Here is a 19,816-nt window from a genome sequence, read left to right as displayed (position 1 = left end):
CTGGCTAAGGTTAGATTGTTAAAGATCAAGGCCGGTGCAGTGACCAGCCTTTGCAGTCGGATAGAAATAGGTCTTCTGAGATCAATGCGTTGGTTTCAAATTCATAGCGATCTACGCGGAAACCGAAATTGAGCCTATGGGCATCAGCTGATGAATATTCCATCGGGTTAAAACTAAACCAATGCTTGTCTTCACCGCGACCTCTAAAGAGGCCGAAGTCCTGTACCTTGGCATAGCTAAGCGGCATTGAATTGACGATACAAAAACCAAAGCGTTTGCCGTGCATCAAGTACAGATCGAAGACGGTGTGTAGGTCAGACTCAGAAATCATCGTCGTCATCGGGCAGAATATGAATTTGCTCACTTACTGACTCTTTGGTGAGCTGCAACATTTCGTCATGGAATTTAACGATTATTTCAATTTCATCGTTGAGTGATACGACGCCTGCGATATAGCCTAGGTTTTCAATGGCAGGTGGTTTGTTCCTTTTGAGATGTTCCTTTTTAACGACGTGTAGATTCATTAGTGAAACAGCTTCTTCTAGGGTGTAACCGCCCCAGCTACCGATAGTGTCAATCACTCGGTTTGCATTCATAGTGGTGTCCTTTTAGATTAAATTTGTCGTTTTCTGGGTATAGAAATATGTCCCGTACAGTTATTTACACAGGTCCAAGGAAAGGCAAAATCAACACCTGACTGCTCCGTGCTCATACGGCTCTTGCAGAGCCGTATTCCGCGCGCAGCTCCCAACGGGCACTGGAGTCCATCGCTCTGTACGCGTGACGATCACAATATCGGCCATTCTTAAGCCCTTTAGCGGAGGCACTTTCTTTGCTCCATGACGGGTAAGATCATCGAAAGTAATTTCGCCGGTATTGGTATCGACGAGTTCGTTGTACTCTCGGTAGGAGGTCAATAATTGCTCTTTTCGAGGACGATCTATGCCACCCATGGCGATGACGAATGCAGCCCAATCACCGGAGTCGGCAGCGGTGCGCGCATCCGCTAGCGCAGCCGTCTGTCCGACTTCCGGTTTGAGTTTGCGTAGTTCGCGCCAGACAGTGACACTTGGTCCTCCAATTTGCTGAAATTGACGGATATTCCATGTTCTAGCCCACGAGGTGATGCGTTCGGCTGATTCGATGGCGGGTTTTCCGTCTAAGTCGGTGTCGATGTGTTTGCCGTCTAGGTTCTTAGAAACGTATTTGGCGATATAGCCAACCGCTGACCCCTTCGCCGAATCGATAAGCTCAATCTTTACACGATACTTTTCTGATCCGCGTTCGCTCTCGGAAAGCACGTACTGCCGAATAACACGGTTTAGTGGCTTTACGTGTTGGGGTGCAGTGAATAAGAGCATGTGCCAATGCGGGGTGCCGTCGTGATGCGGTTCGACGATCCGGAAGCCGTAGGGCGAGATACCTTTGCGGTGTAGCTTTGCGCGAATTAATGCCCATTGAGATTTGAGCCATTTTTGGCCATCGGCAACGGTGCTGCCGTCGAATTTTGGGTTTTTAGCCCCGCTCGAAAGAGTGCAGTGAAACCGTGACGGTGTGGTTAGGGTAATGAATTGGGCCGTGTGGCCGTATATCTGGCTCACATGCTCGAAGCCTTTGATACGCACCATAAATTCAGCGTTGCGTATTTCTGGGTTGGAAATGTTGTGCTGCGCTATTTCAGATAAGGAAATAACGTCGCCTTTAGAATTCCGTAATTCAGTATTCTGCAGATAGGTTTTACTTCGCTCCTGCTGGGCGCGGTGCAGTAGCACTGTGTTGTAGCCGGAATAGCTATCGCATTTTTTGCTTACGAAGCCAAGGTCGCGGGATATGGTGTCGTGGTACTGCGCCTGTAATTGTCGCAGACGTCCAATCCACCAAGTTTTATCAGCCATTTTCAAGGCTGCGGCCAGCGGGTCTTTGTCATCTGGAGGGGAAAAGCCGTATACGGCTATTTGCTCGACCAGCTTTCGGGTCATTGCTTTAAGGTTTTGCTGATGCAGGACTATCTGGCGGCTAGCGAGCTTTGCTTGATCGGCCGCAAAGTCCCTCAGCCCTTTGTCTGAAAGGGATATATCAAAGTCGGCGATAAAGGCTGTCTCGTAAGAAGGAGTTAAGCGCCGAAGCGCGCCTTCATACTCGATATCGTCGTGTAAAGAGCGAATGCCGAGGACTGCAGATTGGGTGAGGGTGTAGGGGCCTTGTGGCGCCGTTGTGTCAAATTGGTGTCGTTTTCCAGACCAATCAGCACCCACAGAGACCAAACCGAGATCGTTTCCAATCTCGGTAAGTCTTTGTTTCTGAAGGGTATTGCTGGGTATTGCTAGGTCTTGGTTAGACCTTTGTTTGGTGGAGCCGGCGGGAATTGAACCCGCGTCCGTCAGTCCGCCACTCAGGGCTCTTCACATGCTTGGTCTCCGTCAATTGATTTAACCGCAAACAGCCCGACGGTCAGGACGTTATTGGCGATTCTGATTAAGTGTTTCGCGGCTCCGCCTCAGACAGGCTTTGCTCGCTAGCTTGTTCTATATGACAGTCGCGTCCCATTTACAAGCATCTGGTAGCGACCGCTAACCGGGGTTTAAGCGGCTAGAGCGTAGTTGTCGTCGTTGGCAACTATTAGGTTTACAGCTTTGGATTTACGTGATTGGCTGTCATCACGGCATGCACCTCAGAGCGTTGTAACCGGCGTCGAATCCAAATCGGCCCCAGATCGCTAAGTGTAACGCTTTGCGTTGCTTGCGGCCAGTGAGTTGCCGACTTAGTTTTTGCGTTCTATACGTAGTTTTATGTTGAGCGACTTATTGAGAAGCTCGGCTTCGTCTTCTAGGTCGGCGGCAATAAGCGGATTGCTGTTGAGCCAATCTTCGGGGATGGTTAGGTAAAGATCGTCTGCTCCACTGCTGCTTAGATTGATTTCCTCAGGCAGCTTTTTGGGTTGTCGGCGTCGATAAAAAATACAGGCGAGGCGGAGTACGCAGACCAGTGGCCAATCAGCAGTGACGCCGTAGGTTGCGGTGTTGAGTTGTTTGGGTTTGCGGCGATGGTTGGCGACTAAAAAACTCAGCCGCGCTTGTTCTTGACGTGAAAATCCCGGCATATCGGCGTTGCCAAGAATGTAGGCACCGTGTTTGTGGTAGCCACCGTGGGCGATGGCCAGGCCGAGCTCGTGAAGCTGGGCGGCCCAGCGTAACAGGGCCTCTGCTTCTGATTCTGCTGTGCTGATGTGCTTTGCCACCGCGGGCAGAAAGCGTGAGCACAAGTCGGCAATGCGGTTGCCCTGCGGGCCGTCGATGCCGTATTGAATGATGAATTGTTTGATGGTGTCTTCGCGTTTGTCGCGATGGTGAAGGCGTCCGGCTAGGTCGTGGATGATGCCTTCCCGAATCGCGTAGGCCGAAACGTGTAGGCCTTGCATGTCGAGTTCTTGGAACAGTGCATAGAGCACCGCGAAGCCGCCGACAAACACGTCTTTGCGATCGTCGCTTAAGCCCGGGATATTTAGGTTGCGGCTGTTGTCAGTTGCTAGTACTTGGTCTTTGAGCTTTTCTAGGCCGTCAGCGGAGATGTAGCCGGCTTCGCTGAATTGTTGTTCTGCGAGAATTTTGCCGATGCTGCGGATAGTGCCCGACGAGCCGACGGCTTCATCCCACTGGGCGCGAAAGGGTTCTACGTAGGGACCGATCATTTGGCGTGCGGCGTTGACGGCTTTTTTGAAGGCTTTTTCGCTGATGTCACCGTTTTTAAAGTAGCGCATGCTGAAGCTAACGCAGCCCATTGGCAGACTTTCTAGTTGGCGCGGCGTGTTGGTGCCAATGACGAGCTCGGTAGAGCCTCCGCCAATATCGAGGACAAGCCGGCGTTGTTTTTCTGGTGCGAAGTCGTTGGCGACGCCTAGGTAAACTAAACGGGCTTCTTCAGTGCCGGAGATAATATTGATGGGCAGTCCGAGTACGGCTTCGGCCTTTGCCATAAATTCGTTGGCGTTGCTGGCGGCGCGGAGGGTGTTGGTACCTACAATGCGAATTTGCCGGCGTGGCACACCGCGCAAGCGGTCCGCCATTTTTGTTAAGCTTTCTAGGGCGCGCTCTTGTGCGGCGTCGCTGAGGCGGCCGTCGTCATCCAGGCCAGCGGCAAGTCTAACCATGTCTTTGTGGCGATCTATGACGCGGAGTTTGTCGTCATGAAAACTGGCAATGAGTAGGTGAAAGCTGTTTGAGCCCAGGTCGAGGGCAGCGTAGGAATCGCTATTTTGGGCCATTGTAATAATATTTCCTTGGTGAAGGTTTAGTGTATCGGCTGGGCAGGCCAAAATCGACTGCTTATATGTGTCATATTAGTGACATGATTTTTTATTAAGCTGATGTGTTGTTTTTATGACACTTTTAAGTGAAAGGGCGGGTAATGAGCGGGCAGAGCGAAGTGACGACGTGGGTTGCTAAAGAGCTGAGTTGGCTTTCGTTTAATGAGCGGGTCTTGCAGGAGGCCGCTGATCCTGATGTGCCAGTAATTCAGCGCATTCGGTATTTGGGGATTTTTTCAAATAATCTAGATGAATTTTTTCGGGTGCGGGTTGCCGATGTTCGGCGCTTGGCCGCATTTTCGCCGCCATCTAGGCAAGAAGAGTTCAAAGTCTTGCTAGAAGAAATTCGCCAGAAGGTGATGAAGTTACAGCAACGTTTCGACGTGATGTACCGTGAAAATTTGAAAGAGTTGCGGCGCCGCAAGATCTATTTGATCAATGAACGTCAGCTGGATGAACCTCAAACTAAGTTTGTGCGCAGTTATTTTCATTCGCACATTCAACAAGAGTTGGTTCCTATCATTCTCGATGATGCCAATCCCATTCCCGAGCTAAATGATGCGTCTATCTACTTGGCGATTAAGCTGAGCAGTGAGCAGCAAACCCGTTTCGCCTTGCTTGAAATTCCGACCACCCGATTAGATAGGTTTATCCGCATTCCCGGCCGTAAAGGTAAGCGTGGCAAGGTGCTCATCGCCTTGGAAAATATGATTCGAGTGTGTCTGCCGGAGGTTTTTCGCGGAATTTTCCCGATGGATGAGACCGCGGCCTACACCATAAAGTTAACCCGTGATGCGGATCTGGAGCTGGGTGAGGAAGTAACTCACACCTTCGTTGAGAAAATGACCCAGAGTTTAAAGCGTCGTAAGAAAGGCGACCCGGTTCGTTTTGTATACGACAGCGCGATGCCGAATGACTTGCTGGAGTATCTGGTTAAGCGATTGGGCTTGGGTCGGTTAGACTCTATGATTCCAGGCGGTCGCTACCACAATTCAAAGGACTTTATGCGCTTCCCGAACCTGGGGCCCGCGTATTTAGATAATAAGCCGCTGCCGGTCATTCCGGTGCCGGCGATTGATCAGGCCGCAAATATTCTGGCGTGTTTGCGCGAGCAGGATATTCTGCTCCATTACCCCTATCACAGTTTTAATTATTTAACCGACTTGCTCAAGACCGCGGCGATTGACCCTGCAGTAAAAAGTATAAAGGCCAGTTTGTATCGGGTGGCATCTAATTCTCATGTGGTGGACGCCTTATTAAATGCGGTCGCTAACCACAAAGAAGTGACTGTGGTGGTTGAGTTGCAGGCCCGCTTTGATGAAGAGGCTAATATCGCGTTATCACAGCGTCTTACCGACGGTGGCGTGAATGTGATTTTGGGTGTGCCGGGACTGAAGGTGCACAGCAAATTGATTTCGATTGTGCGCCAAGAGGGTAGTGTTCAAAGATTTTACTCTCATATCGGCACGGGTAATTTTAATGAGAAGACCGCCACGGTTTATACCGATTTTAGTCTACTGACCTATGATCAAGCTATCGGCGATGAGGTGGCAAAGGTCTTCGACTTTATTGCCTACAACTACAAGCGTCATGAATTTCAGCATCTGGGTGTGTCGCCGTTAAATAGTCGCGAGCGTCTGCTGGGCTTGGTTGAAACAGAAATTCACAATGCTAAAAAAGGCCGTGAATGCGGGATTACACTGAAGTGCAATAATTTGGTCGATCGCGAATTAATCGATAAATTATATGAAGCCAGTACTGCGGGTGTGTCGGTGCGTCTGATTGTGCGTGGTATGTGTTCGCTGGTGCCAGGTGTTAAGGGGCTGAGTGACAATATTGAAGCGATTAGTATTGTCGATGGCTTTTTGGAACATCCCCGTGTGTATATTTTCCGCAATAACGGTGAACCGCGTTATTTTATATCGTCGGCGGATTTGATGACGCGCAATATCGACTTTAGAGTGGAGGTGACTTGCCCGATCTACAGCAAGCCACTGCAGCAAACCCTGCAGTCTATAATTGATTTGCAGTGGGCCGACAATGTGAAGGCGCGAATTATTGACGCGGCGCAAAGCAACTCGTTTCGGCCGCGCAAGGCGAGTGCAGCGAAAATTCGCTCTCAGTTATTGACGCATAAATTTTTGAGTACAGGGAAGTTGCCGCGAATGGCAAAGCAGGAATACCGCTCAAAAGCTAAGATAAAAGCCGCTAAGTCGAAGGCGAAGAAATAGGCCTTACTGGTTAATAATCAGCAGCTCGCCGCTCATTTCGGTGGGGCTGCTGATTTCGCGTGAAATTAGCGTCGCCCCAAATGCTTTTTGACAGCGTTTGGCTAATTTGTGGAATGGCGATCTGCCTGGGTCTGCGATAATAATTGTGCCGACACCGGCCTCGCGTGCCGCCTCAATTGCGGAAAATAGCGGTTTGACTAGCGCGTCCCAAAAACAGATGTCGCCACCCAGCATGAGGCTGTGGCCTTTCATGTCTGCCGGTTTTAAATGTTCGTAACGAGCAGTTCGGGTTTTTATTTTTACGTCGTTTAGCAAAGCGTGGGCGTCTAAATATGGAAAAACGTGCTCGTCGGCATCAATCGCGGTGACTTTGGCTTTAAAGTGCTGCGCACAGGAAATGCCTAATATTCCCCAGCCGCAACCGATCTCGGTGATTTTGACTTTTTTCTTGGGCGGGTTTTCGAGTAGGTAGTCCATGATTAGAAATGATGAGCCCCACACCTGGTCGCCATGTATTTCTGGGCCGGGCAGTGACCGCTGCATGCGACGAATAAGTTTGTGGTTTTTCTTTAAAATGAGTACGTCATTAACAATGCTGATATCTTTTAATGCGGGGTGGGCGGTCATTGTTAGTTCGGGTCCTTGGTCGCCGGCGGCGTATTATCGAAATTGCTTGGGGCGAATAATATCTGAAAGTTTAGCGCTGTCGGCTCTAAGTTGATCCCAGTATTCGATGTTGATTTCTAGTTCTAAAAATGTGCAGGTGCCGAAATGCCCAATCTTGCCGTCGTATAAATAATTTGCCAGCTCCGCAAGGGCGGGGTTGTGACCGATGATCACGGCACTGTCGATTGCCTGGGGGAGTTCCTTTAGCCAGGCCAGCAATTTAGCGGCTTCAAAGGTGTAAATGGCATTGTCGTGGATGATGTCTGCGTCATCAAACACATTCGAGTCTATTTGAAAGCGTTTTAGGGTTTCTTGTGCGCGCTTTGCCGTGCTGCAAAATACGTGGCTGAAACGGCGCTCAAGACGTTGAAGCTCTGCCGAAACCAGTTGGCAGTCTCTTTTTCCGCGTTTGGTTATGGGGCGGTCTGCGTCAGTGAGTTTGTCGTCATCCCAGTCGGATTTGGCGTGGCGCAGTAAATAGAGAGTTTTCATGGTCGCAGGGCGTGTAGCTCTTATTAGTTATGGTCGCGCACAATGCGCATTTTTTGTCGTTCCCAATCTCGGTTCTTCTCAGTTTCACGCTTGTCGTGATCCTGCTTGCCTTTGGCTAGACAGATTTCTGCCTTTATCAAATGTTTTTTCCAGTACAGCGCTGTACACACACAGGTGTAGCCTTTTTGTTGAACCGCTTCCTGTAGTTTGCTCAGTTCTTTACCGTGTAGCAATAGTTTGCGGGTGCGGGTTGGGTCCGTTACAAAATGGGTTGAAGCACTCAATAGCGGGGTAATATTACAGCCAAGCAAAAATGCCTCGCCATCTTTAAGGATGACATAGGTATCTGTAATTTGAATTTTGCCTTGGCGTAGACTTTTGACCTCCCAGCCGCGAAGCACAATGCCCGCTTCAAATTTGTCGGTGAGGCTGTAGTCGTGACGTGCCTTTTTGTTTTGGGCGATGTTGCCGCTGGTGTTTTTTGATTTGTTTTTGCTCATGCGGACGATTATAGAGGGAGTTGCTGGCAAAACCTATTGGGGTCAGGTAAAAAGATGGCTGCTTTGCGGAAATTGATGTTGTCGGTGTATGGCCTTAAAGAAACGAAAAATACAGGGAATCTGGTCTAGCCGTTGGACGTTTCTTGCTGCTGCCACGGGTTTGGTGGTCAGCCTTGGGAATTTCTGGAGGACGCCGCAGGAACTCGGCCAAAACGGTGGCGGCGCTTATCTCATCGCCTATGTGGCGTGTCTGTTCTTTATTATGCTGCCGATCGCAGTAGCCGAAGTGCGTATCGCTGTCCGTGCGCGCGGTAATCCCGTGCATGCGATTGACCAGTTGGCCCACTACGCCAAAGCGAGTAAGCACTGGTCTCTGGTGACCCAAATAGCCAGCATTGCAGCGCTTTTGCTGGCGGCTAACTATTCAATTGTGTCTGGTTGGTTGCTCGCTTATGTCGCTAAGATGGCGACCGGTGTCATGGATGCGGCCAGTTTGGATTTGGTGGCCGGTGAGTTTCAGGATTTGTTGGCTGCACCGGATGTGATGTCATTTTGGCAGCGCATTTTTTTGGTTTTAGCCATCGCCTTGTCTGCCTTAAATGTCGTGCGCGGTATGGCTGCGGTGTTGCGGGTTTTATTGCCGGTGATGTTATTGGTCTTGCTGGGGCTGCTTTATTACGGCTATGCACTGGGGGATTTTCAATCAGCGCTGAGCTGGATGTTTGAATTGCGAGTTCAGGATCTGAGCTGGCGAGGAGGTTTCTCAGCATTGCAGCATGCCTTTTATACTCTGAGTATTGGTACCGGCGCCTTAATGGCGTATGGCGCCTATTTCCCCTCAGGCCGCTCGGTAACAAGGCAGCTAATTGCCTTGGCGGTGTTCGACACCGCAGTATTGATTATTGCCGGCGTGGCGATTTTGGCATTAGTGTTTGATCAGCATATTGTATCTGGCTCTGGGCCGGCGCTGCTATTTATCAGCTTGCCGTTTTCATTCGGAAATTTAGTGTTTGGCGATATTGCGGGCACGGCATTTTACGTGCTGCTATTTATTTTGGCCTTAACCACGGTTGTGGCCCTGATGGAGCCGGTGGTCGCCTACTTGGTCGAGCGCTGGGGGCTAATGCGCTGGTCCGCAGCGCTCTTGGTCGGGAGCTTGGTGTTTTTGGTCGGTGATTTGTCGATATCGTCTATGCAAGCAAGTTCGGGCATGCGCTGGCTTTCGCGTAGTTTGATGGAATGGTTGGATATTCTAGCCGCCAATGTTTTGCTGCCGCTCACCGCCTGGTGTTTTGTTTTGTTTGCCGGATGGCGGGTGCCGAAGCGGGTCTACGGTGTTCGAGATGGTTGGTTTGAAGGGGTATTTTTTTGGCTTTGGCAGGCATTGTTGCGGTATATTGCGCCGCCAGCCGTGTTGACCGTTTTGGTTGTTGGCTTGTATTTGCGTGTGACGAGCTAGCTATAGTCGGTGGCTCGGAATGATTTAGGACCCCAGAATGAACGAGATTCGACGCAGTGCCTTGCTGCCGTACTCTGCAGATATTATTTATCAGCTTATTAATGATGTAGAAGCGTATCCGCAATATATGGATGGCTGTGTTGGTGCCGAAGTGTTGTCGCAAACCGACGACACGATGGCGGCGCGTCTAGATTTGTCCCGCGCGGGGATTCGCTTAAGTTTTGTAACCAGCAATACCTTGACGCCGGGTCGCAGCGTGAGGCTTAAATTAATTGAAGGCCCCTTTGAGGATTTGAGTGGCGAGTGGTCCTTGCTTCCTCTGGGTGCCGATGCTTGCAAGGTGAGTTTGCATTTACGGTTTGCCCTCGCTAATAGTATTGTTGGGGCTGCAACGCGGCAGTTGTTTAATTCCGTGGCAAATAACTTAGTTGATGCACTTGTAAAAAGAGCGAATGAGCAATATGGAAAATAAAAACAATACTATTCATGTTGAGGTGGCATATGCTCTGCCTGATCGGCAGCGTATTGTGGCGCTGGAAGTGCCAGATGGTTGTACTGTGCGTTCGGCTGCGATGCAGTCCGGTTTGGATAAACAGTTTCCGGATCTGGATCTGACGACTGCAGATTTGGGGATATTCGGTAAATCCGTTAGTTCGCCCGACAGCCAGGCATTAAAAAGCGGCGAGCGGGTAGAAATTTACCGGCCCTTGATCGCGGATCCCAAAGAGGTTCGCAAGCAGCGAGCCGCCAAAGTGAAGGCTCGCAAAGACGGGCGCTAGTTACTTGGCTTCCTGCTCGGCAGCAGCTGACTCAGCAGGCTTTTGTTCACTTGGTTTGATGTCAGTGCGAAATTCACTGAGCTTGCCGTCTTGAAAGAACACGGTTAGTTGGTGGTGTTCTTGTTTGTCGTTATTACGATCATTCAAGGTGTATATGTAGTCCCAGCGATCTGGGTTGAAGGTATCGCGCACCAGCGGTGTGCCCATTACATATTCAACCTGACTGCGGGTCATGCCAATCTCGAGCTGATCAACCATTTCCTGAGTTATGATGTTGCCCTGATCGATGGCAAGGCGGTAAACGCCAGGGAATTCCAAAGAGCTGCAGGCGGCCAAAGATAGGACTAGGCAGGCTGTGGCAAGTTGTCTATACATGCTAAGGGTTCCAATCGCTTATAGAGGCGTGGGATAATAGCGCAAACCCAATCGCAACGCTAAGGTCCAGGGCATATGTCTATAGAAAATCAAGAGCTTCGTAAAGCAGGTCTCAAGGTTACTCTGCCGAGGGTGAAGATTTTGCAGTTGCTGGAACAGGCTGAGAGTGATAATCAGCATTTTAGTGCAGAAGATGTTTACCGCGCTTTAATGGAGTCTGGGGAAGATGTTGGCTTGGCGACGGTCTACCGAGTGCTGACCCAATTTGAAGCGGCTGGCTTAGTGACTCGCCATAATTTTGAGACTGGTCACTCGGTGTTTGAATTAGAAAAAGGTGATCATCACGATCATATAGTTTGTATGGAGACGGGTGAGGTTATCGAGTTTTTTGATGAAGTTATCGAAAGTCGTCAGCGTCAGTTAGTCGCTGAGCGCGGTTTTGAATTGGTAGATCACAGTCTTGTTTTATATGTGAAGCCGAAGAAGGCGTAATGCTTTAATGCTGGATGGGAGACGGGAGATGCAAGGGCGCTTTTGCGTTTCTCGTCTTCCGTCAAGCATCCAGCGATTCTAGGTTTGTCTTCTTCCGAGTTTAGTGTTTTATCCCCAGCATTTCCCGCGCATGCGCCAAGGTGTTTTCGGTAATTGCGATACCACCCAGCATTCGCGCAATTTCCTCAATTTTCTGATTTTCTTCCAACGGCTCTAAGCTGGTGGTGAGCTTGGCTTTGTTGCCGACCTTTTGCACTCTAATGTGATGGTCGCCTTGACTGGCAACCTGTGGCTGGTGGGTGACGCAAAGCACTTGGCTGCGTTTTCCAAGGGCATTGAGAAGTTGGCCAACGATTTCAGCGGTGGCGCCACCGATGCCGACATCAACTTCGTCAAAAACCACGGTGGGTATGGCGGCAACCTGTGCAGTGATGACCTGAATCGCGAGGCTAATGCGCGAGAGTTCACCGCCCGAGGCGATTTTGTTTAGCGGGCCTTTGGCGGCTGTGGGGTTGGTGCTAATTAATATTTCGATTTCTTCCTGGCCGTGGCTATGGGGCTCGTCATTGCTTAAAGGATGCATGGCAAATTCAATTTCACAGTGCTTCATCGCGAGTGCTTGCAGCTGCTCTTCTATACCTTGCTTCATTAACTTGGCGGCCTTTGTGCGTTTTTTGCTGAGCGATGCAGACGTGGTTTGATAGGCCTTTAGTGCTTGTTCTTGGCTGCTGCGCAGCTGATCGATTTTCTCATCGCTGGCGTCTAAGTCTTCAAGCTGAGCTTCGAGTGAGTTTTGCAATGTCATCAGCTCGTCTGCTTGAATGCGGTGTTTGCGCGCGGTTTGGTATATGGCGTCGAGTCTTGTTTCTACTTCAATTAGGCGTTCGGGGTCGAGCTCGGTGCCGTCGATAACGTGTTGAAGCTCGCCGGCTGCCTCTTCAATTTGAATGCGCGCGCTTTCCAGAAGCTGCGCGGCATTCTCTTGAACGCTGCTGCGATGCTGGCTGCTGTACAGCGAAGAGAGTGCCTGGTGCAAAATACCCATGGCATTGACCTCGCCGTCGCGGCAGAGATTAAGGCTGTGGTGATTTGCGGCGAGTATTTGTTCCGCATTGGCGAGTTGCTTTTGCAGGTCTTCTAGTTCCTCTACTTCGCCGGCCTTTAAGTCTAAGCGATGCAATTCTTCAAGCTGGTAGCGCAGCAACTGCTCTTGGGCATTTTGCTCGGCAAGGTTCGCCTCCAGTGAGGCTAGGGTCTTTGTGCAATATTGATACTCATGGCAGTGCTCGCTAACTTGCTTGGCCAGTGCGGTGGTGCCAGCGTAAGCGTCCAGCAGTTCGCGCTGATAGGGTTTTTGGAGCAGGGATTGGTGCGCGTGTTGGCTGTGGATGTCGATGAGAAATGAGCCCAGCTCACGCACATCTTGTAAGGTGGCTGGTTGACCGTTGATGTAGGCTCGCGAGCGCCCGTCGGCGGTAATCACGCGCCTTAACATGCAGTCATTGCTGCCGTCTAAATCTCGTTCCTGTAGCCAGCTATGGGCGGCGGGAATGGCGCTAATATCAAACTGCGCGTGGATATCCGCCCTATCTGCACCCTTGCGCACAATATTGCTATCGGCGCGATCACCCAGCGCCAGTCCCAGTGCGTCAAGCATAATGGACTTGCCTGCGCCGGTTTCTCCCGTCAGCACGGTCATGCCCGTTTTGAGCTCGATGTCGAGATGTTCGGTGATGGCGTAATTGCTGATGGTGAGATTGCTCAGCATGATGGTCTCTCGTGGTTGTGCAAATAGTCTGTATGTTTATACAGTAAAATACTGCTGGCGGCATCGATCGTCAATCGTCAGCAGTAAAAATATTTGTGTTTGCCTTGAATTAGTAGGTCTAAACCCCATATACGCGTCAACGCGGGAAATGTCCGCAAGATTGAATACGTGTGACGGAGATTGGATACGTGGCAGAGGAACAAGATAAAGCAGCGATGCAGGATGAAGAAATTCAAGCTGAAGAACTGCAGCAGGCCGATGAGGCTGAATTGAGCGGCGAGCTAGAGCCCGGCCTCGAAGAGCAATTGGCAGCGGCGAAGCAGGCGGTAGTTGATGCGCAGGAGCAATCTTTGCGCGCGGCGGCGGAGGCGCAGAATATTCGTCGCCGCGCTGAGAAAGACGCCGAGAATGCACGCAAGTACGCGCTTGAGAAATTTGCCGGCGATATGCTTCCCGTGGTGGACAATCTCGATCGCGCACTCGCTTCTGCAGACAGTGCCGATGAGTCCTTAAAGCCGATTTTGGAAGGTGTTGAGTTGACTCGCAAAACATTGGTGGATGCCTTGGCGCGCCACAATGTTGAGCAGTTAAATCCGGTCGGTGAGCCATTTAATCCAGAGTTTCACGAAGCGATGGCGATGGTGCCAAACCCGGATGCCGAGCCAAATTCGGTGATGGATGTGATGCAGAAGGGCTACACCTTAAACGGCCGCCTGCTGCGTGCAGCGATGGTTGTTATCGCTAAGGCGCCGTAAATAGTAATTGTATTAAAAATGGCCTATGCCCCCTTGAAATGTGTGGATAAGGGCCAATATCTGTCACAAGACAAAGAATTTCGCCGCGAGTGGCGACAGTTTTTAAGTGGAGAATGATCATGGGTAAAATTATTGGTATTGACTTGGGTACCACTAACTCTTGCGTTGCGGTAATGGATGGCGACAAGGTTAAGGTAATCGAGAATTCAGAAGGTACACGCACCACTCCGTCGATTGTGGCGTACACCGACGATAAAGAGATTTTGGTTGGTCAGAGCGCGAAGCGTCAGGCTGTTACCAATCCGCACAACACGCTTTATGCGGTAAAGCGTTTGATCGGTCGTCGCTTCGAGGACGACGTTGTTCAAAAAGACATCAAGATGGTGCCTTACAAGATTTGCAAAGCCGACAATGGTGATGCGTGGGTTCAGGTGAAAGACGAGAAAATGGCGCCACCGCAGATTTCTGCGGAAATCTTGAAAAAGATGAAGAAAACAGCTGAAGACTATTTGGGTGAGAAAATCACTGAAGCGGTTATCACTGTGCCTGCTTACTTTAATGACTCTCAGCGTCAGGCAACAAAAGACGCCGGCCGTATTGCCGGTTTGGACGTGAAGCGTATTATCAACGAGCCTACTGCCGCGGCCCTGGCCTACGGTATGGACAAATCCAAGGGCGACCGCACGATTGCGGTATACGACTTGGGTGGTGGTACTTTTGATATCTCGATCATTGAAATTGCTGAAGTAGACGGTGAGCACCAGTTTGAAGTGTTGTCGACTAACGGCGACACCTTCTTGGGTGGTGAAGATTTCGATATGCGTCTGATCGACTATTTGGCGGAAGAATTTAAGAAAGAAAATAGCATTGATTTAAAAGGCGACTCGCTGGCTGTTCAGCGTCTTAAAGAAGCTGCTGAGAAGGCAAAAATTGAGCTGTCTTCTAGCCAGCAGACTGAAATCAACCTGCCATACATCACGGCAGATGCCACTGGTCCCAAGCACTTGGTTGTAAAACTGAGCCGCGCCAAGTTGGAGTCTTTAGTTGGTGATTTGGTTGCCCGTTCATTAGAGCCAATGAAAGTGGCACTGAAAGACGCCGGATTGTCTGCGTCTGAAGTAGATGAAATTATTTTGGTTGGTGGTCAGACTCGTATGCCTTTGGTGCAAAGCAAGGTGACCGAGTTCTTTGGTAAAGAAGCGCGTCGCGATGTAAACCCCGACGAAGCTGTCGCCATGGGTGCAGCGCTGCAAGGTGCGGTACTGTCTGGTGAAGTAAAAGACGTACTGCTACTTGACGTTACTCCGCTGAGCTTGGGTATTGAGACCATGGGCGGTGTGGCGACTCACCTAATTGAGAAAAACACCACTATCCCGACTAAGAAGTCGCAGGTGTTCTCAACCGCTGATGACAATCAGCAGGCTGTAACCATTCACGTTGTACAGGGTGAGCGCAAACAAGCGGCGGCGAACAAATCGCTGGGTCGTTTCGACTTGGCGGATATTCCACCGGCACCGCGCGGTTTGCCACAAATCGAAGTAACTTTCGATATTGATGCTAACGGTATTCTGCATGTGTCTGCTAAAGACAAGGCAACAGGCAAAGAACAGTCTATCCGCATCACGGCATCAAGCGGTTTGAGCGATGATGAAATCGAACAAATGGTGCGCGATGCAGAAGCCAACGCCGAGGCGGATAAAAAGTTTGAGGCCTTGGTAACGGCGCGTAACACGGCTGAAGGTTTGGCGAATGCGACTCGTAAGACACTAGAGGAAGCGGGCGAAAAAGCGACTGATGAAGAGAAAGCCGCTATCGAGGCCGCGCTCGCTGAAGTTGATGAGGCGGTTAAGGGTGACGATCTCGAGAAAATCGAAGAAGCTACCAAGAAGCTAACCGAGGCATCGGGCGGTCTTGCTCAAAAAATGTACGCTGAGCAGGCAGCGCAAGCTGAAGCCGAAGGCGGTGCAGAGCAGCCCCAGTCTGGCGCTGACGATGTGGTCGACGCGGAATTTGAAGAAGTAAAAGACGACGACAAGAAGTAAGCTCGAAGCGGGGCAGTGCCTCGCTTGGGTGAACCGCTGGACGGGAGACGGGAAACGCAAAGGCCAAGGTCAGCGTGTTTTGCGATCTCCCGTTTGGCATGAGGGGTAGAATCATTTATAGGGGTAGTGGGTGGCACTTCAAAAAGCATCTCCCGTCTCCGTCTAGCGTGAAGCGAAGCTATGTCAAAACGAGATTATTACGAAATTCTGGGCGTGTCGCGGGACACTGACAGTAAGGATATTAAAAAAGCTTACCGTCGTATTGCGATGAAAAATCATCCTGATCGTAATCCCGATGATCCGAAAGCCGAAGATATTTTTAAAGAGGCGACCGAAGCCTACGAAGTGCTTTCTGATGAAGATAAGCGCGCAGCTTACGACCGCTTTGGTCATGAGGGTGTTAACGCTGGGGCCGGCGGCGGTGGCGGCGCAGGTGGTTTTAGCGACATATTCGGCGATGTATTTGGCGATATTTTTGGCGGCGGTGGCGGCGGACGTCAGCGCGGCCCGCAGCGCGGTTCAGATCTGCGCTACACGCTAGAGATTGATCTTGAACAGGCTGTTCACGGTTCAACGGCAAAGATTCGTATTCCGACCTTGGTGGCGTGTAAGCCTTGTGATGGCAGCGGCGCTAAGCCGGGTTCGAAGCCTGTTACTTGTAGCACCTGTAATGGTGTAGGCCAGGTGCGGATGCAGCAGGGCTTTTTTGCCGTGCAGCAGGCGTGCCCGAACTGCCGTGGTAAAGGTACGATTATTTCAGACCCGTGTTCAGCGTGTCACGGCCAGGGTTTGATTGAGGAAACCAAAACGCTGTCGGTCAAAGTACCTGCCGGCGTCGACACCGGCGATCGCATTCGTCTTACTGGCGAAGGCGAGGCAAGTCCAAACGGTGGCCCAACGGGCGACTTATACGTGCAGATGTCGGTGCGTCCGCATCCTATTTTCAAGCGCGATGGCAAGAATTTGTACTGTGATGTGCCGATCAGCTTTGCAGACGCCGCCTTGGGTGGTGAGTTGGATGTGCCTACCTTGGAAGGCCGTGTAAAACTGAAAATTCCGGCAGAAACCCAAACCGGCAAATCCTTTCGTCTGCGTGGCAAGGGAATAACACCGGTTCGCGGTGGTAGCACCGGCGATTTAATTTGCAAGGTGACCTTGGAAACGCCAGTGTCTCTGACCAAGCGTCAAAAGGAATTGCTGCAGGAATTGCAGGCGAGCATGGAGGGTGATGACAAGCAGTCACCTCGAAAAAAAACATGGTTTGACGGCGTAAAAACGTTTTTTGACGATATGAAGCTCTGATAATTTTGTTTCTCTCTTATGACGGGTTCCATCTTAAGGTGGAATCCGTTCTCGACTTCCCCTTATTTTTTCTCCATTCTTGGCGGCATACGCATTTAGCAATCCTACGCTCCGAACTATATAGAGGCGCCTGAGTAATGGATAAAACCCTTAATAAATTTGTAGCCGATTATCTGTGGTCAGATAAGGTGGTGCACTACAGCGCGTGGCGGCGCAAGCTGATAGACGTTTTGCGTCTCGCCTACGTGGTGTTGGATGATTTAGCAAAGGGCGAGCTCACGCTGCGAGCGATGAGTTTGGTGTATACCACCCTGCTGTCATTGGTGCCGATGATGGCGGTGAGCTTTTCTGTGCTTAAAGCCTTTGGCATGCACAATAAGCAGCTAGAGCCAATTATGTTGCAGTTTCTTGCGCCGATGGGGGCGCAGGGCGTAGAGATTACCGACAAAATAATCGGCTTTATCGACAATGTAAAAATTGGTGTTTTGGGCACTTTCGGTGTGGCCTTACTGTTCTACACCGCAATCTCGTTGATCCAAAAAATTGAGGCGACCTTCAACTATATTTGGCGCCTAGATCAGCACCGCAGCATTGGTCGCCGCTTTGCCGACTACGGCAGCGTCATGTTGATTGGACCGCTGCTGGTGTTTTCCGCAATCGGTTTGTCGGCAAGCGTTTTGAGTGGCGGCTTTGTGCAAACCATCAGCAATCATTTGCCGTTTATGCAGTATTTGATTGCCTTCGTCACTGAAGCTGCACCGTATTTAATGATTATTGCGGCCTTCACGTTTTTCTATATGTTTATTCCCAATACTCGGGTTACATTTCGAGCCGGTGCAGTGGCGGGTGTGGTGTCTGGGTTCTTGTTTCAAAGTTTGGGTTGGGGTTTTGGCAGTATTGTGGTGTCGGCAAGTGGCAGTGGCACCTACGCAATTTATTCCGGTTTTGCGATCCTAATTCTATTTATGATGTGGATGTACATCAGCTGGTTGATTCTGCTGGTGGGCAGCAGTGTTGCATTTTATGTGCAGCACCCCGAATATATCGCGCCTCTGCGGCGCAGCGGCGACATAAGTATACGGCAGCGTGAAACACTGGCTTTGCAGGTGATGGCAATTGTTGCCCAGCGCTACTATCAATCGCGCAAGCCGTTTTCGGCTAGTGATTTTGTGTATCGTTTGCGGGTGCAAATTCAGGGTGTCACGCGGGTGCTGCGAGCACTTCAGCAGGCGGGCTTGTTGACAGAAAATCATGAAGATCCGCCGCGCTATTTGCCAAATGCACCGCTTGAAAAAACCTCGTTGAAAACCGTGCTCGATGCCGTGCGCAACGACGGTACCGCGCAGATGATAGCGCTGCGGGTGCCGCGTAAACCGGTTGCTGGTGTGGCGGAAGTTACCGCGTCGATAGACGCGGCGCTAGATGCAGCCTTGGCGTCGGTATCGGTTCGCGATATGGCGCTTGGTGATGATAGTAAAGAGGTTGATGAAGGTGGCGATGAGAAATAGTCACCGCCGCAACGAAAAACAGCTACAGACTTTTATATATTGGAATGTGTTATGACAGTTAGGATCGCAGTAACCGGTGCCGCAGGTAGGATGGGGCGGATTTTAATTGAGGCGGTGTCGCTAAATGATGGCTGCGAGTTAACAGCAGCCATTGAGCGGCCCGAGAGCTCGCTCATCGGCGCAGACGCCGGCGAGTTGGCTGGATTGGGTAAAAACGGCGTTGCCATCGTGGGTGATGTAAGTGATGTGTTGAATGATTTTGACGTGCTGATCGATTTCACTATTCCAGCCGCGACCCTTGCCAATGCGAAAGCATGTGGCCAAGCGGGTAAAGGTATGGTGATTGGCACCACTGGCTTCAATGCTGAACAAAAAACGGAATTAGATGCGGCCATTGCGCCAATTGCGATTTGCCAAGCCTCCAATTTTAGTACGGGCGTAAATCTATGCTTCAAGCTACTTGATATGGCGGCGCGGGTATTGGGCGATGATGTTGATATAGAAATTGTTGAAGCCCATCATCGTCACAAAATTGATGCGCCGTCGGGTACGGCCTTGAGTATGGGGCAGGTGGTTGCCGATGCGTTGGGGCGTGATTTAGAGAAAGTGGCGGTATACGGCCGCGAGGGGCAAACCGGTGCTCGTGAGCGCGAAACCATTGGATTTGCGACAGTGCGCGCTGGAGACATTGTCGGTGATCATACCGTGATGTTCTGCGCAGATGGTGAGCGGGTCGAGATTACCCATAAGGCCAGTTCGCGGATGTCCTTTGCCCGTGGCGCAGTGCGCGCTGCGGCGTGGGTGAATTCGCAGGCTGCCGGTCGTTATGACATGCAGGATGTGCTCGGTCTGAAGTAATTGCGCCAATTCACACAGCGATGACGTGATCGAGTCGCTTTGCGTTGAGCGAATACTCACCCTAAGGGTGGATTGCGGTATTTATTGCGGTGGACGCGCGGGGGGCATTTCGCGTAAAATCGCGCATCAGATTAGGGTGCCGAGCTGAATTAGCTCCGCAGCCCCGCAGAAAGCGAGGTGAGGTAATCTTCATCTCGCTTTTTTGCACGCGTATTTTCCTCTGTGGTCCCTTGGTTGTCGTTCCGGCGGGTGTGTCGGCGGTGACTCTCGGCCGCAAGTTTGATCT

At 50.8% G+C, this 19,816-nt stretch carries 19 protein-coding genes and 1 other RNA gene; 10 read left to right on the top strand and 10 right to left on the bottom strand.

Annotated elements, in window-relative coordinates:
- Positions 1–25: 25 nt before the first annotated feature.
- The 5 genes from KXJ70_RS06935 to ppx all read right to left on the bottom strand — a co-directional run bounded on the left by KXJ70_RS06935 (position 26) and on the right by ppx (position 4,261).
- Positions 26–364, bottom strand: coding sequence for a hypothetical protein (locus tag KXJ70_RS06935; protein ID WP_219042691.1), 339 nt, complete (start codon positions 362–364; stop codon positions 26–28).
- Positions 321–596: a hypothetical protein gene (locus tag KXJ70_RS06930; protein ID WP_219042690.1), complete on the bottom strand. Its 276-nt coding sequence runs from the start codon at positions 594–596 to the stop codon at positions 321–323. The genes KXJ70_RS06935 and KXJ70_RS06930 overlap by 44 nt, the downstream gene beginning before the upstream one ends.
- Positions 597–686: 90 nt before the next feature.
- Positions 687–2,255 carry a replication endonuclease gene (locus KXJ70_RS06925; protein ID WP_219042689.1) on the bottom strand — a complete coding sequence of 523 codons (1,569 nt, stop codon included), beginning with the start codon at positions 2,253–2,255 and terminating at the stop codon, positions 687–689.
- 92 nt (positions 2,256–2,347) lie between these two features.
- Positions 2,348–2,710: a transfer-messenger RNA gene (gene ssrA / locus KXJ70_RS06920) on the bottom strand.
- A 51-nt stretch (positions 2,711–2,761) separates the two neighbouring features.
- Entirely contained in the window at positions 2,762–4,261 is a 1,500-nt protein-coding gene (gene ppx / locus KXJ70_RS06915; RefSeq protein ID WP_219042688.1) for an exopolyphosphatase, read from the bottom strand.
- A gap of 143 nt (positions 4,262–4,404) precedes the next feature.
- On the opposite strand from ppx, the gene ppk1 reads away from it, so the two are divergent.
- Positions 4,405–6,534 (top strand): polyphosphate kinase 1, encoded by a 2,130-nt coding sequence (ppk1, locus tag KXJ70_RS06910; protein WP_219042687.1) that lies wholly within the window; start codon positions 4,405–4,407, stop codon positions 6,532–6,534.
- A gap of 3 nt (positions 6,535–6,537) precedes the next feature.
- On the opposite strand, the gene KXJ70_RS06905 is transcribed toward ppk1, so the two are convergent.
- From KXJ70_RS06905 to smpB, 3 genes are read right to left on the bottom strand one after another with little or no spacing between them, the layout of a single operon-like run.
- The gene (locus tag KXJ70_RS06905) at positions 6,538–7,161 is read right to left on the bottom strand and encodes a class I SAM-dependent methyltransferase (protein ID WP_219042686.1); all 624 of its coding nucleotides are present in this window, start codon (positions 7,159–7,161) and stop codon (positions 6,538–6,540) included.
- Between the two features lie 33 nt (positions 7,162–7,194).
- The gene (locus KXJ70_RS06900) at positions 7,195–7,692 is read right to left on the bottom strand and encodes a SixA phosphatase family protein (protein WP_219042685.1); all 498 of its coding nucleotides are present in this window, start codon (positions 7,690–7,692) and stop codon (positions 7,195–7,197) included.
- Between the two features lie 23 nt (positions 7,693–7,715).
- The gene (smpB, locus tag KXJ70_RS06895) at positions 7,716–8,192 is read right to left on the bottom strand and encodes an SsrA-binding protein SmpB (RefSeq protein ID WP_219042684.1); all 477 of its coding nucleotides are present in this window, start codon (positions 8,190–8,192) and stop codon (positions 7,716–7,718) included.
- Between the two features lie 88 nt (positions 8,193–8,280).
- Here smpB and KXJ70_RS06890 point away from each other — a divergent pair, with 88 nt between their 5' ends.
- The 3 genes from KXJ70_RS06890 to KXJ70_RS06880 are packed head-to-tail and all read left to right on the top strand — an operon-like array spanning position 8,281 to position 10,430.
- Entirely contained in the window at positions 8,281–9,651 is a 1,371-nt protein-coding gene (locus KXJ70_RS06890) for a sodium-dependent transporter (RefSeq protein WP_219042683.1), read from the top strand.
- Between the two features lie 37 nt (positions 9,652–9,688).
- Positions 9,689–10,123 (top strand): type II toxin-antitoxin system RatA family toxin, encoded by a 435-nt coding sequence (locus KXJ70_RS06885; RefSeq protein ID WP_219042682.1) that lies wholly within the window; start codon positions 9,689–9,691, stop codon positions 10,121–10,123.
- Positions 10,113–10,430, top strand: coding sequence for an RnfH family protein (locus KXJ70_RS06880; RefSeq protein WP_219042681.1), 318 nt, complete (start codon positions 10,113–10,115; stop codon positions 10,428–10,430). The genes KXJ70_RS06885 and KXJ70_RS06880 overlap by 11 nt, the downstream gene beginning before the upstream one ends.
- Here the strand turns inward: KXJ70_RS06880 and KXJ70_RS06875 are convergent, their stop codons facing one another.
- On the bottom strand, positions 10,431–10,805 hold the full coding sequence (locus KXJ70_RS06875) for an outer membrane protein assembly factor BamE (protein WP_219042680.1): 375 nt from the start codon (positions 10,803–10,805) through the stop codon (positions 10,431–10,433).
- Positions 10,806–10,880: 75 nt separating this feature from the next.
- Between KXJ70_RS06875 and fur the strand changes: the two genes are divergently transcribed.
- Entirely contained in the window at positions 10,881–11,297 is a 417-nt protein-coding gene (fur, locus tag KXJ70_RS06870) for a ferric iron uptake transcriptional regulator (protein WP_219042679.1), read from the top strand.
- Between the two features lie 100 nt (positions 11,298–11,397).
- Here the strand turns inward: fur and recN are convergent, their stop codons facing one another.
- Entirely contained in the window at positions 11,398–13,065 is a 1,668-nt protein-coding gene (recN, locus tag KXJ70_RS06865; protein WP_219042678.1) for a DNA repair protein RecN, read from the bottom strand.
- A 188-nt stretch (positions 13,066–13,253) separates the two neighbouring features.
- Between recN and grpE the strand changes: the two genes are divergently transcribed.
- The 5 genes from grpE to dapB all read left to right on the top strand — a co-directional run bounded on the left by grpE (position 13,254) and on the right by dapB (position 19,530).
- Positions 13,254–13,820, top strand: coding sequence for a nucleotide exchange factor GrpE (grpE, locus tag KXJ70_RS06860; RefSeq protein ID WP_219042677.1), 567 nt, complete (start codon positions 13,254–13,256; stop codon positions 13,818–13,820).
- A 119-nt stretch (positions 13,821–13,939) separates the two neighbouring features.
- Positions 13,940–15,862, top strand: coding sequence for a molecular chaperone DnaK (gene dnaK, locus KXJ70_RS06855; protein WP_219042676.1), 1,923 nt, complete (start codon positions 13,940–13,942; stop codon positions 15,860–15,862).
- Positions 15,863–16,042: 180 nt separating this feature from the next.
- Positions 16,043–17,164 (top strand): molecular chaperone DnaJ, encoded by a 1,122-nt coding sequence (gene dnaJ, locus KXJ70_RS06850; RefSeq protein ID WP_219042675.1) that lies wholly within the window; start codon positions 16,043–16,045, stop codon positions 17,162–17,164.
- Positions 17,165–17,301: 137 nt separating this feature from the next.
- On the top strand, positions 17,302–18,672 hold the full coding sequence (locus KXJ70_RS06845) for a YihY/virulence factor BrkB family protein (RefSeq protein WP_219042674.1): 1,371 nt from the start codon (positions 17,302–17,304) through the stop codon (positions 18,670–18,672).
- 51 nt (positions 18,673–18,723) lie between these two features.
- On the top strand, positions 18,724–19,530 hold the full coding sequence (dapB, locus tag KXJ70_RS06840) for a 4-hydroxy-tetrahydrodipicolinate reductase (protein ID WP_219042673.1): 807 nt from the start codon (positions 18,724–18,726) through the stop codon (positions 19,528–19,530).
- Positions 19,531–19,816 lie beyond the last annotated feature (286 nt).

Source organism: Zhongshania aquimaris (assembly GCF_019312595.1).
Taxonomy (GTDB): domain Bacteria; phylum Pseudomonadota; class Gammaproteobacteria; order Pseudomonadales; family Spongiibacteraceae; genus Spongiibacter; species Spongiibacter aquimaris.
This window is presented reverse-complemented; position numbering and strand designations above follow the sequence as displayed.